We start from the raw sequence: 13,596 nt of genomic DNA on the forward strand, positions 1-13,596 counted from the left end.
ACTTCCTTTCACATACTACACATCATTTTAGAGAGAACCGTGGAACGTTCGATTGATGACATCGATCTGTTGTTCACGCGTCAGTTTAATGAAGTTGACGGCATAACCGGATACTCGAATCGTTAATTGTGGATATTGTTCTGGATGCTCCATGGCATCGAGTAACGTCTCACGGTCAAAGACGTTGACATTCAAATGGTGTCCTTTTGACGTCGTACCGCCCATATATCCGTCAAGTAATCCGACTGTATTGCGAATGCGTGTGGCTTCATCCTTACCAAGTGCTTTTGGCACGATCGAGAACGTGTAGGAAATCCCGTCGAGCGCATGTTCATATGGTAATTTTCCGACAGATGTCAGTGCGGCGACAGCTCCTCTAGTGTCACGTCCATGCATCGGGTTAGCACCCGGTGCGAATGGTTCACCCGCACGGCGTCCATCTGGCGTATTTCCTGTTTTTTTACCGTAGACGACGTTTGAAGTAATCGTCAGGACAGACTGCGTCGGAAGGGCATTGCGATACGTTGGATGTTTACGGATTTTCTCCATGAACAGTGTGACGAGATCGACTGCCATCTGATCGACCCGTTCATCGTTATTCCCGAACTTCGGAAACTCGCCTTCGATCTTGAAATCAACTGCAATCCCATCTGCATCTCGGATTGGACGAACTGTTGCGTAACGGATGGCAGATAGACTGTCAGCGACGACCGATAAACCAGCGATACCGCATGCCATCGTCCGTAAGATTTCCGGATCATGTAACGCCATTTCAATCCGTTCGTAGCTGTACTTATCATGCATGTAGTGGATGACATTCAGTGTGTTGACGTACAGCTCTGCGAGCCAATCGAGTTGACGATCATAAGCCGCCATGACGGTTTCGTAATCGAGTACTTCATCAAGCATCAATGGACTTGCTGGGGCGACTTGAATTTTGAGCTTCTCGTCCATTCCGCCATTGATCGTATAAAGTAATGCTTTTGCCAGGTTTGCTCGCGCACCGAAGAACTGCATCTGTTTCCCGATCTTCATCGCGGAGACACAACAAGCGATGCCGTAATCATCTCCATAAACCGGTAACATCAAATCATCGTTTTCATATTGAATCGAGCTTGAAACGATCGACATCTTCGCACAGAATTCCTTGAATCCGCGTGGAAGCTGAGTAGACCATAGAACGGTTAGATTCGGTTCCGGTGCCGGACCAAGTGTCGAGAGTGTGTGTAAGAAGCGGAATGAACTTTTCGTGACGTTTGATCGTCCATCTTCACTCATTCCACCGATTGATTCCGTTACCCACGTCGGATCACCTGAGAACAGATCGTTGTAGTCTGGTGTCCGTAAGAACTTAACGATCCGAAGCTTCATGACGAAATGATCGACGAGCTCTTGTGCAGTCTCTTCCGTCAAACGACCAGTCGCAAGATCACGTTCGACATAAATATCAAGGAACGTCGAGACTCGACCGAGTGACATGGCTGCCCCGTTTTGCTCTTTGATGGCAGCAAGATAGGCAAGATAGACCCACTGGAATGCTTCTTGTGCTGTTTCGGCAGGGCGGGAGAGATCGAAACCATAGCGAGCTCCAAGCTCGGTCAATTCCGTTAATGCGCGCAACTGTTCATTCATCTCTTCACGGTCGCGAATCATCGATTCAGATAAGAATCCGCCACGTGCCTTTAAATCCTTCTTACGTTCTTCGATCAAGCGTGCCGTTCCGTACAAAGCAACACGACGATAGTCACCGATGATCCGTCCGCGACCATAAGCATCAGGTAATCCGGTGATAATACCGGCTTTACGTGCAGCGCGCATCTCAGGGGTATAGGCATCGAAAACCCCTTGGTTATGTGTCTTCCGGTATTCGCTGAAGGTTTTCGTGACGGTCTCGTCTGCTTCAAAGCCATACGCAGCTAGGGCATCATTCACCATCCGAATCCCACCGTTCGGATGAATCGAACGTTTAAACGGTTCGTCTGTCTGTAAACCGACGATTTTTTCGAGTGAGCGATTCAGATACCCTGCATCATGCGAGAGGATCGTTGATGGTGTTTTAGCATCGACGGCATATACACCACCACGTTGTCGCTCTTCATTCGTCAGCTGTAGAATTTGTTGCCAGAGCTGTTCCGTCGCTTGCGTCGGACCGACTAAAAAGTGATCATCTCCTGTATATTCCGTGCGATTGAGTCGGATGAAGTCTGCGACATCGATCGTCTTTACCCATTCACCAGACGTAAAGTTCGTCCAAGCACTCGTTTTTTCTAATAACATGGATACCACTCCTTTAATATTGAGCTAATCATCAGTTCCTTATGTGAATAGTGTAACAAAAGGAAGGGCTGATTCCCTTTACGTTCATGTGAATGTTTTAACAAGTGAACAAACGTTGATATGACGGGCTTTCTTTATTTCTGTATTCATATGAAAATAGTTTGAAAAAAACAGTTTTAGGTTGCTAATTCAAGGTTTTTTGGAAACTGTATGAGTTGATTTGAAAAAGATTCACTAGAACAGTTGAAACTGTGAGGAATGTCACGCTACGGTGCCTTGTATTTTTAAGACGTATCGTTGACAATGAAAAAGGGAATATAGAACGTGGAGGTGTGCCAAATGGAGTATGTATCATTAACACAACAAGGAGAGTATCAGTCAGGAGACTGGGTCTCGCTGAAAATCGGATCGGACGGTTCAACGCGAACGGGAATGATCACGGAATTCGAAAATGATGGATTCTGGATTCGGTTTGAAGATGATTTTGATTATGAAGACTTTATCGGCTATGATGAATCGTATTGGATTGCGCTTGTTCGTCGTCCGGTTGACGTAAAAGCGACGTATGCGAGTCTTGCGGAGTACCCGGCACTCGCTGCAGAATTACAGGATCGTGTCATCCAAGGATTCGAAATTTTAGAAGAAGAAGCCGGTGAAGGCGAGATTCGCTTCCATATTCGATTGCTCGACGCAGGAAATGAATATACACAGACATTACGGGGATACCGTGATGCATCAGGAGATCATGTCGAATACGTAACGGCATGATGGAATTAAGAGAGTAGGAGAAATCGTTATGAACTTTACAAAACCATTTTTACAGGAAGCATGGGAACGCGCACGCTTTACCGAGTTGATGCCTGTTCAAGAACAAGCGATTCCGTTGTTGCGCGAAGGAAAAGATGTCCTGGCGGAAGCGCCGACAGGAACAGGGAAGACGCTTGCTTATGTCATTCCAGCTTTAGAAAAGATTGAAGTAGAAGAACCACACGTGCAAGTCGTGATCACGGCACCCACACGGGAACTCGTCATGCAAATTCATCAAGTCATTCAATTGTTTGCTCAAGGAAGTGGTATCAAATCCGGTGCATTCATTGGTGGTGTTGAATTAAAACGACAATATGAACGATTGAAGAAAAAACCACAAATCATTGTTGGTACACCTGGGCGTCTCGTGGAGTTGATCGATTCGAAGAAGGTGAAAATGCATAAGGTGAAATTGATCGTCTTGGACGAAGCGGATCAAATCTATGAGAGTGGTATGAGTGACTCGGCGACGCGAATCGCAAACAGTGCACTACGCGATCGACAACTGGCATTCGTCTCCGCGACATTGCCGGAACGGACAGCAGAATGGGGACGGACGCTTGCAAACAACCCTGAGACGATTCGGGTTGAGCGTGCCGTCAGCACCCAAGTGACATTCGGTTATTTGGAGACTTCACGTCGTCAGAAGCCGGAGTTGTTACGTCGCCTGGCGAACATGCAAGGATCAAAAGTACTGACATTCATCAATAACCGTTCCTTCCTCGGACCATTGAATGGCGAGTTGAGTAAATTCTCATTGAAATACCGGATTTTAGACGCTGAAAAAGGCAAACGAGAGCGGATGGAGACATTGCGTTCTTATAAAAAGGGAGAGTTTCCTTTACTCGTCACGACAGGTCTTGCGGCACGTGGGTTAGATATCGAAGCAGTCACGCATGTCGTTCATTATGATTTGCCGGAGTCGCTTGACGATTTCGTACACCGTTCAGGTCGGACGGGACGTGGAAACGCGAACGGAATGGTACTTGCTCTTGTGACAGATCAAGACTTAAAACACTTAAAAACACTTGCGAAGCAAATGGGCGTCGAGATAGAAGCGATGGAAATTTACCGTGGGGAAGTCATTCCAAAACGTGAATTCACAGCACCTCAGACGATTAAACGACCGGCTACTCCTCACCGGAAAGGGCGATCGAAATGAAGAACGATCGAAAAGTAATTCCGTTTCCGACGACGGTTTCTGAAGCGGAAATGAATGCAGCCTTGAAGAAGATGTATCAAGAAGCAGCGACAGCGCGTAGCACGGATTGGGTCGCTTTCATTGAAGAGATTGCGACGGAGGGACGTTGGTATTTAAAAGATGCTGAATTGTTCCGGGACTTATTCGTAGATTGGGCAATCTTCTATGAGACGGATGATCAAGGAAAAACGCCGCACGGTCGTTTTCTTGAGCAGGTCAAAGAAGAGTTATCGCCTAGTCTCTACCGTGCCTTGCGTGGATTAGCGGACCCGATGCCTTCGTTGTTTCAAGTCGAGGCGGATGGTGTCGTTGATTTAATGTCAAAACAGACGTATCAAACGGATTTGTCTGAGATTGAAGTCGAACCAGGTGATTTGTTGATTGGAAAACTGCTCTACATTTCTGGGAAATGGCGCTTTGCGATTGCCTATATGAAAGTAGCGCGCGCACTGGTACCAGAAGTCCTCGCTTTGTTGACGGACTTCGTGGATGAAGTAGGAGAAGACGCGTTGCTTCGTCAGTATCCAGAATTTTGTGCGGAATTGATCGACTTACTCCTCGATATCGAAGAAGGCAATATTTCACCGAGACCAGAAGAATAATCGAAAAAACCTAGAATACATGACCCGATTATGGTCAACGTATTCTAGGTTTTTTTCATGAATCTGCTCGATATAGGGCGACATCGTTTTTATCCCGATGTTTCACGCGATACATGGCAAGGTCAGCTTGCTTTAAGCATGTTTCAAGATCAGCCTTATGACATACGGTCACACCGATGCTTGCAGAAACAAATAAAGATTGTCCTTTGTAGAAATAAGGACGTCTTAAAAACTGTAAAAAGGTCTTACATTTCCGGCGTAAGGATAGTTCATCATCGGCGTGTAAGAGAATCGCGAATTCATCTCCACCGAGGCGATATACGGATTCTAAAGAATTCATATGTTCGCTCAAGCGCTTCGCGACCTCAATCAAGACATAATCACCTGCCTCGTGACCATACGTATCATTGACTTGTTTAAATCCATCTAAGTCGACTAAGGCGAGATAATTCATCTCGGGAAGACGGTTTGAAAAATCTCGTTCTAAGGAGCGGCGGTTTCCGATACTTGTCAAGGCGTCATGGTAGGCGTGGTATTCGATCCTTTTTTGCCGGAGCTTTCGTTCAGTGACGTCATGTAAAATCGTGAATCGCCCCATCGAGGTGGCAGCAATCTGAATCGGAATATCAATGATCTCATACTTTCTGTGTTGTTCATCTTCATACTCATCGATATCTGTCTCAAGTGTTTCTAATAAGTGACGCATCGTACGAGGTATATGTTCAATCGTCATGTCGGGTAAATGAAACAGACGTTGGGCAGCTAAATTTGCGTATAGTGCCGTTCCGGATTGATCGAGTCGAATCATCGGGTCAGGATGACCGAGAAAGAGTGGGATGACTTGCTGTTCACTATCTTTGATTTGTTGTTTGCGATGTTCGATGCGTGAAGCGAGTTGTTCATTCCGTTCGTGTAATTGTGCAACGATCAACCTATGCTGACGAGCAATCAAGATTTGTCGAATGATTAGTAAAACTAAAATGATGAAGATATCGAGCTTCCCGCCTTCTTGTTCCACCATGTAGTGAATGAATAAAGGAACGGCCAGTAGAGGGAGCCAGGAACGGGGAATGACCTTCGTTCGAGTGGTTCCTTCTTCAATATGATCAATATGCCATAAAATAGCTGCACTTTGCGCCAAACGGATCAAGATCGGGAAAAACAATAGATAATTTGCTGAGAAGTCCGGGAAATAAACACTTGAGACTTCGTAGATACCGCGAATGAAAATGGATAAGAACAATAAGAATAATGCCATCCTTGATACCCAATGAGTTTCTTGAATGAACGTGAAATAGAAGAAGACGAATAAACCGAGTGATGTATTCGTAATGACGATGATGGCATAAGGAACAGTTTGCAGTCCCGGATTCGTCAATTCATTGAGGATATGAAACGCAACAAGTGCTATGAAAACAACGATGATCGCGGCATCGACGAAAGCGAGCACGTGTTGTCCGAGTGTCCGTTTTGTGATGATTCGGTAAAAAATCGCGTATAAGAATACGTAATGAGATATTGAAAATAAAACCAGGCTATAAATAGATGGAACTGGAAAGTCTTGATCGAAGAAATGTAACGTCTCAAGAACGGAACCGATGCAGGATAAAACCAGTGATCCTAAAGCGATCAGCCAAAACTTTCGTCTGGGTACGACCAATGTTTGTTCCTTACGATAAGCAGTAAGAATAAAGTAAGCAATCAATCCAAGAGAGGCATACTGTAGTACTTGTTCAACGATCCGATTAGAGATGGAAGGAGTCCATGTAGCAAGGATCATTAGAGCAAAAGATATGACGAGCATGGCAGGAAACCAACGGATGAAATAGTTCGATTTAAGCATGGACTCCCTCCTAACGTTTAATTTGAGTAGCGAACAAAAAATTGTTTTTTTCGGTCTTCTTAATATGGTACATAGCTTCGTCTGCTCGAATCAATAATTGTTCAGAGCTTTTACCATCTTCAGGGTATAAGGAAATTCCGATTGATGGTGTGACTTGAAGCGTATGTGTCTGGATGTAGAACGGATGATTTAGAACTTCGAGAACGTGTTCGGCAAACTGGCGTGTTTCCGAAGCAGATGCCTGAATGAAGATCAAGAACTCATCTCCTCCAAGACGTGCAACGAGATCAGTTGACGTCGTCATCGATTGAAGGCGGCTCGCCGTCTCTTGTAACACGAGGTCACCAACATCATGCCCATAAGTGTCATTGATTTGTTTGAAACCGTCTAAATCAATGAATAGCAAGGAGCCGTATTCTAACGTCGGCAGAGTCAGATAAAGTTGTTCCTCGAAGTAACGCCGGTTTGGCAAATGCGTGAGCGAATCATGGTACCCCATACGTTCTAGCCATACTTCCTGTTGATAATCTTCCGTGATATCCGCCAAGATGACGAAATAGCGTTGTTGATCCGGGATATCGATGATTGTCGTATTCAAAAAGATTTCCGGATGTTCCTCCGTAGCCGGTACATGTAGCAAGTGAGAGGGATAAATCAGCTGCGCTTGTTGAAGTAATGGAATGAGTCGATCGAGTTGCAGCCGTTGGCTCGGTCCGAGCGGTAAATCGCTCCATCCAGCTTCGACAGCAGCTGGATTGACAGATCGAATCTGATACGTAGCATCGATTTCAAGAACAACTTCTGGATAAGATAGAAAAAGCGACGTTAGTTCTTTTTCGCGTAACTGTAAGAGTGCTGTCTTTTGATGGACGATGTCTTCTAGATTCGTTTGCAGTGCTGTTGTTTCCTGTAACAACCGCAGATTTTCCTGATATGAAAAAAGCTGTCGTGTTAAAAATAATAAAAACGTAATGCCGACGGAAAGTGAGAAGAAGGTTTGGGAGACAGGGAAGAATGTAATATAGAGAATCAGTACAGATAATAAGATGTACGACATCAAGGAACGCGTAAGTGTTTCGACCCGAATAAGAGTTGCTTGTTGTTCATGACTGATGGGAAGAGCGCGAGTATTCATGAAGGCAAGGATGAAGAGTCCGCTGAGTGGGTATAGCGGAAGCATTAAACCAGCTATTCGCGGTTCACCGTTTAATAACAACGTATAAAAAATAAAGTTCGTCATACCAAGCACGAACGTTCCGAGTACTAGGAAGAGAAATCCCAATCTCGATACGTTTCGCTTTAGTCCAGAAGCATAAAGTAAGAAAAAGAACAGCGTCAACAGAATCGTTAAGAAGGCATAGAAGGTCCAACTGATTTGCTCGAGCACCGTTCGCGTATAAGAGGGGACAAGGCGGAAAATAGCGATGTATCCAGCAATCATCGATACAGTGAATAATGTTAAAGAATCAAGAATCAATAATTTTTGTTTTTGAAACAAAGTCAAATCCAACTGCCGAAATAAGAAGATGACCATCATCGTTAAATGAACCGTATAAGGTAGATCCAGTAAAACGTTCAGGTTAACAGCGTCCCATTGAAAAAGACGGCCGATCATATTGAGGAGATCGCCTAGAAAATATGAGAAAAAGGCGATCGATAACCATTTATATGGAATGGAAGATTGTTTGAAAGCCTTCGATTGACTAAGTAGGAAGATGACGAAAGAACCGACTAGACTAATGATCGCTGAAAGTTGTAACGAGCGATCTTGTGGCAATAGCCAGAGCAGGGTGTACGTGACGACTAAGTAGAATGCGACGGTAGGGTAGATGTTTTGAACAATCCGTTTCACCGGAACTCCTCCTTTCGCAAGCCTTTCATGAAAATGAAATATGCTATAACATTACCCGATATCTAGCATGAATTCACATTTATTTTCATATTAAAAAAGAAATAAAGAGATGGCTCCCATTTCATGAAAAAAGCGGAGTTCTTCTCATTGAAGAACTCCGCTTTGAAATCATTGATTGGATTGGCGATAGGTCTCGAATGCTTCGATCTTCTCGGATAGGTATGACCAATACTCCATCCGTTCATCAAGCATCGCTTTCGTTTTTTCGATGGATTGGTACAGTTCATTGACCTTACCGAGATCGCTTCCTGCCGAAGCAAGTTCGGCTTCTAATTGCTCCAGTTCAGCCTCACTCTCTTCGATTTGTTGTTCAATGACAGCCCAATCTTGCTGTTCCTGGTAGCTCAATTTCTTCGGTGCTTCTACTTTAGGTAGATTAACTGAAGTGGTTTTTTCAACGATGACTGAAGGAGCAGGTGTCGTGATTTGCTCGAGATAGTCTGTATATTGTCCGTAATAGAAAACGATATTCGCATCTTCGAAAGCAATCAGACGATCGACGACCCGATCGAGGAAATACCGATCATGACTGACTGTGATGACGGTGCCTGGGAATGATTCCAAATAATCTTCGAGTACGGATAACGTTTCGGTATCCAAGTCGTTCGTCGGCTCATCGAGGAAGAGGACGTTCGGTTCCTCCATCAAAATCGTCAACAATTTCAATCTCCGCTTTTCTCCACCAGATAGTTTACCGATTTGTTTATATTGTGCTTCTGGCTTAAAGAGAAACTGTTCGAGCATCTGACTTGCCGTGATTTCCTCACCAGCAAGTGTCGTGATGACTTTTGCAATCCGTTCGACCTCATCGATGACACGGCGTTCGGGATGCGTGAACTCGGCAAATTGCCCATAAAAGCCAATCTTCACCGTTTCGCCGTGAATGATTTCACCGGTTGTTGGTTCTAAGCGTTTCGCAAGGATTGAAAGAAGTGTTGATTTTCCGCTCCCGTTTCGCCCGACGATACCATACCGTTCTTTCCGTCCGATCAGAGCGTTAAACGATTCAAAAAGAGTCCGTTCACCAAATCGATGCGAGACATCATGCGCTTCGATGACCTTTTTACCAAGACGGGTCGAACCGACTTGTACTTCGAGTGTCGATTCTTCTTCCTCGTACGAGAGGTCTTGTAAAGCATCCACGCGCTGGATCCGAGCTTTTTGTTTCGTCGTCCGCGCCTTTGCTCCGCGACGCAACCAGGCGAGTTCGCGACGGAGGATGTTTTGACGTTTTTCTTCCATAGATGCTGTCCGTTCACGACGTTCGGCACGTTTCTCAAGAAACGATTCATAGTTTCCGACATAGAAATAAGCCGTACCGTTCGCGATCTCCATCATATGATTCGTCACACGATTCAAGAAATAGCGGTCGTGGGTGATCAGTAGAATCGCACCACGGTATTCCTTGATTTGAGTTTCAAGCCAACTGATCGTCTCGGCATCGAGTTCGTTCGTCGGCTCATCGAGTAGGAGAAGATCGGCTTCATCAAGTAAAGCTTCAGCGAGTCCGACACGCTTGCGTTGTCCTCCGGAAAGGGAGCCGATCAACGCATTCAAGTCGAGGATGCCGAGTTTGTTTAAGATCATCTTTAAGCGCGATTCCGTGTCCCAAGCTTGTGCGGCATCGACTTCTGTCTGAGCTGTGATGAAGCGGTTGAGTAACGTCTCACTCGTCGGATCTTGTTCAAGTGCTAGACGCGCCGTTTCGTAGTGACGCAAAGCGTTGATCGTTGGTGTATCACCAGACAGCAATACTTCCATAACAGTTTGGTCTTCCGGATAATCGGTCGTTTGCGATAGCAGACGGATGCGATAATCATTCGGATGATGCATCGTACCAGCGTCTGCTGTTTCTTTTCCTGCCAATATGTGCAGGAGGGTCGACTTACCGGTACCGTTGACGCCGATGATACCAATCCGGTCACCGGGAGAGACAGAGAACGTGACGTCTTCAAAGACGATTTTATCGGCAAATTCTTTTTTGAGATTTTCTACTTTCATTAACATATTAGACACCTTCTACAATCTGTTTGATTTGCTGTTCGACCGTCTGGACGAGTTCTTTTTGTGTCATCGTGCTCGGATCAATCGAGGGTAAGATTGTGACTTCGACCGTAGCCGGACGAATCTTACCCGTTTCCTCCATGACACGGTAACTACCTGAAATCGCGACGGGAACGACGCGTGCGCCACTTGATGTCGCAAGGGTAAAGCTTCCCGCTTTGAATTCCGCCATCGGTCCGCCTTTGGAGCGAGTTCCTTCCGGGAAGATGATCATCGATTGTCCGTCTTTGATCGTGTCGACACCAGATCGGATTGCTTTTAGTGATTGGCGTCGATCTTTTCGGTCAATCATGACACACCCCATCAGATTCATCCAGACATTGACGATTGGAATTTTATTCACTTCAATTTTAGAAATGAATGCTTTTGGTTTATCGATTGTTCCAAGTAAAATTGGAACATCGAAGTTCCCTTGGTGATTCGAGATGAAGACGACGGGTTCGTTTGCTGGGATGTGTTCACGACCTGTCACGTTGACACGAACGCCAGCAAGTCGGAGAAGAGAGTTTGCCCAGGCGCTTGCTACACGCTGAACGAATGCATAGCGCGCGAGATGCGTTCGACGTTTTGCGCTCGGTAAAAACGGTAAGGTACAGGGTAAGACAAGTCCAAAATAAATGAACCATATGACAGTACGTATCATGGTGAAGTGACAGCTCCTTTTTCATTACTGATGTTATTGTACAAAAAAAGACCGGGCGTCGCACCCAGTCTGCGTGATTATTCCCAGTAACGAGGTTCAGATTCCTCTTCGCTTTCTCCTAGTTCAAAGGTAAGGCGACGTGTCGTTGGATCGACGGAGAACGTAGCGTTCGTATTGTCGATCTGTTTGATTTCCATCGTTTCCTCATCCAAAATGAGAGTCAAGCGGACCTTATCTTCGTGATCTACGAGCAGTACGCCATCTTCCTTCAACCATAAATCGATGACAGGGGAGTAGCGAAGTGTCCAACCGTTTGATAAAGGGATTTCGTTCATAATGAATCTGTTCCTCCTAGATGATGAAATCGTGTTCTTTACTTATCATGCTGGTCTGTCGCGGAGAATGCAAGTGGTGTGCTGGAATCTTGTTGAGGATAAGAGACTTGATAAGAAAGTTCACGTTTTTTCATACGTTCGTACTGTTTTTTGACACGGCGGTGTTGGATGTATTCAATGTAAGTTAGATAGGACGTACGTATCAGCTGGCGAATAGATGATAGTGACAGACAAATCGCTAGCGTAAAGACGAACACACCGATCGAACTCGTATAATAACCGGTAACAAAACTTAAGTATGTAGTGATGAGACCCGCAATCGTCGTGAATAAGTAGAAGAGCACGTCCGTTTCCTCCTCGAAATTAAAATAATGGTATGTTCATTACAATTCGAGGTAAGGCGTGATTTTCCTTTATCGTCCTGTAAATGTCCGGAAAAAATAAAAAATCCACACGGAAGGTGTAGATTTTAAGGGCGGTCGATTTGCTGAAGCGCTGGTGTCTTAGGTGTCATATCCGTACTGTTTGATCCTTCTGCGAAGACGATTCCAATCGTAGCAAGGAACGCGAAAAATGCAAAAACCAATGTTTTCGTGAAGCGTCGTGCGAACGAACGCGATTGAATGTTATGAAACATTTTTATCCCCCATATTTACCTAAACTAAACCTTCTTTTTCCTGTTATTTAATCATATATCTTTTTTTCAAAAAAATCACGCAAATGTGTTCCGTTCACAAATATGTCACAACTGTCACCATTGTGTCGATATCAGAGATGAATGGAAAAAGAGTATAGTATGGTAGGGAAAGAACAGCAGAACGATTCACAAGGACTGGAATCGATTCAAATACAGAGAGGAGATGACCCGAAATGGGATTACGCGCAGGACAGGTTGTCACATTAAAAGTAGAACGCGAAGCAGAGTTCGGAGTGTTTCTGACAGATGGAAATGAAGACGTGTTGTTGCATAACAATGAACAAACACGGAAAGTAGCCCTCGATGAAGAGGTAGAAGTCTTCTTGTATCAAGATAATGAAGGGCGTCTAGCATCATCGATGACGATTCCAGAAGCTTCATTTGAAGACTATGTCAAGACGACGATTAATGGAACACGCTATAACACAGGAGTGTTCGCGAATATCGGCATTCAAAAAGACGTTCTCGTCTCACTCGACGATTTGCCGCAGCGCCGGATGTTCTGGCCGGAAGAAGGCGATCAACTCTTCATTCGTCTGAAACATGATCAGAAGCTTCGGTTACTCGGAGACCCTGCACCTTATGCATACTTCAACTTACGTGCGAAGCCAGCTCCAGAGGAGTGGAACAACATGGACGTCGAAGGTCTCGTCTTCTCACAACGCGAACCAGGCGTTAACGTCTGGGTCAACGATCAATCGATCGGATTCTTGCATGAACGTGAGATGGAACGTTGGCCGCGTCTTGGAGAAGTCTTGAAATTACGAGTGACAAATGTAAAACCAGATGGTACAGTATTACTTTCAGCACGACCACGTGCCTTTGAAGCCATTGATACAGACGCGGAGTTGATTCTGAACCATCTACTTGAACATGATGGTCAGATGCCGTATGGTGATAAGACAGCTCCCGAGACGATCGATGAAGTATTCGGTCTCAGCAAGGCAGCATTCAAACGAGCGCTCGGTCGCCTGTTGAAAGATAAAAAAATAGAAAAAAATGAAACGGGTATTCGGTTGACGAAATAATCGGACCGAGTAAGCCTGCGTTTCGAATAGATAGTAAGGAATTCATCATTTTGGTGGTTGCGGCTGGTTTGATTACCGGCGACCATTTACTGAATATACCCCATCACTAGTGGGGGCACGCGATGACGTACATCGCACGGTCCGGGCACTTCGCCTTTCCCTCGCCCTTATGGCAACGATTATGATG

General features: G+C 45.1%; 12 protein-coding genes. 4 read left to right on the forward strand and 8 right to left on the reverse strand.

The annotated features are described in order from the left end of the window. Positions 1 to 27 precede the first annotated feature (27 nt). Positions 28 to 2,277, reverse strand: a complete 2,250-nt coding sequence (pflB, locus tag AC3B4V_RS15130; protein ID WP_223041379.1) for a formate C-acetyltransferase — start codon at positions 2,275 to 2,277, stop codon at positions 28 to 30. A 339-nt stretch (positions 2,278 to 2,616) separates the two neighbouring features. Between pflB and AC3B4V_RS15135 the strand changes: the two genes are divergently transcribed. The 3 genes from AC3B4V_RS15135 to AC3B4V_RS15145 are packed head-to-tail and all read left to right on the forward strand — an operon-like array spanning position 2,617 to position 4,887. Next, positions 2,617 to 3,045 carry a hypothetical protein gene (locus AC3B4V_RS15135; protein WP_058704982.1) on the forward strand — a complete coding sequence of 143 codons (429 nt, stop codon included), beginning with the start codon at positions 2,617 to 2,619 and terminating at the stop codon, positions 3,043 to 3,045. 28 nt (positions 3,046 to 3,073) lie between these two features. Further along, positions 3,074 to 4,246: a DEAD/DEAH box helicase gene (locus tag AC3B4V_RS15140; protein WP_488378818.1), complete on the forward strand. Its 1,173-nt coding sequence runs from the start codon at positions 3,074 to 3,076 to the stop codon at positions 4,244 to 4,246. Next, positions 4,243 to 4,887 (forward strand): hypothetical protein, encoded by a 645-nt coding sequence (locus tag AC3B4V_RS15145; RefSeq protein ID WP_149426868.1) that lies wholly within the window; start codon positions 4,243 to 4,245, stop codon positions 4,885 to 4,887. Before AC3B4V_RS15140 ends, AC3B4V_RS15145 begins: the two co-directional genes overlap by 4 nt. 55 nt (positions 4,888 to 4,942) lie before the next feature. Here the strand turns inward: AC3B4V_RS15145 and AC3B4V_RS15150 are convergent, their stop codons facing one another. From AC3B4V_RS15150 to AC3B4V_RS15180, 7 genes are all read right to left on the reverse strand, one after another. Next, positions 4,943 to 6,730 carry a diguanylate cyclase domain-containing protein gene (locus AC3B4V_RS15150; protein WP_488378819.1) on the reverse strand — a complete coding sequence of 596 codons (1,788 nt, stop codon included), beginning with the start codon at positions 6,728 to 6,730 and terminating at the stop codon, positions 4,943 to 4,945. Between the two features lie 10 nt (positions 6,731 to 6,740). Beyond that, positions 6,741 to 8,582 carry a diguanylate cyclase domain-containing protein gene (locus tag AC3B4V_RS15155; RefSeq protein ID WP_488378820.1) on the reverse strand — a complete coding sequence of 614 codons (1,842 nt, stop codon included), beginning with the start codon at positions 8,580 to 8,582 and terminating at the stop codon, positions 6,741 to 6,743. Positions 8,583 to 8,750: 168 nt separating this feature from the next. Next, on the reverse strand, positions 8,751 to 10,649 hold the full coding sequence (locus AC3B4V_RS15160; RefSeq protein ID WP_488378821.1) for an ABC-F family ATP-binding cassette domain-containing protein: 1,899 nt from the start codon (positions 10,647 to 10,649) through the stop codon (positions 8,751 to 8,753). Position 10,650: 1 nt separating this feature from the next. Continuing rightward, a complete protein-coding gene (locus AC3B4V_RS15165) occupies positions 10,651 to 11,349 on the reverse strand; it encodes a lysophospholipid acyltransferase family protein (protein WP_373953482.1) in 699 nt (232 codons plus the stop codon). 77 nt (positions 11,350 to 11,426) lie between these two features. Then, positions 11,427 to 11,684, reverse strand: coding sequence for a hypothetical protein (locus AC3B4V_RS15170; protein WP_023467272.1), 258 nt, complete (start codon positions 11,682 to 11,684; stop codon positions 11,427 to 11,429). Between the two features lie 38 nt (positions 11,685 to 11,722). Next, positions 11,723 to 12,028, reverse strand: coding sequence for a hypothetical protein (locus tag AC3B4V_RS15175; RefSeq protein WP_050678231.1), 306 nt, complete (start codon positions 12,026 to 12,028; stop codon positions 11,723 to 11,725). 125 nt (positions 12,029 to 12,153) lie between these two features. Then, positions 12,154 to 12,321, reverse strand: a complete 168-nt coding sequence (locus AC3B4V_RS15180; RefSeq protein WP_023467274.1) for a hypothetical protein — start codon at positions 12,319 to 12,321, stop codon at positions 12,154 to 12,156. 233 nt (positions 12,322 to 12,554) lie between these two features. Here AC3B4V_RS15180 and AC3B4V_RS15185 point away from each other — a divergent pair, with 233 nt between their 5' ends. Continuing rightward, positions 12,555 to 13,409 (forward strand): CvfB family protein, encoded by an 855-nt coding sequence (locus AC3B4V_RS15185; protein ID WP_023467275.1) that lies wholly within the window; start codon positions 12,555 to 12,557, stop codon positions 13,407 to 13,409. Positions 13,410 to 13,596: the final 187 nt, after the last annotated feature.

This window comes from Exiguobacterium sp. E17S (genome assembly GCF_057772545.1).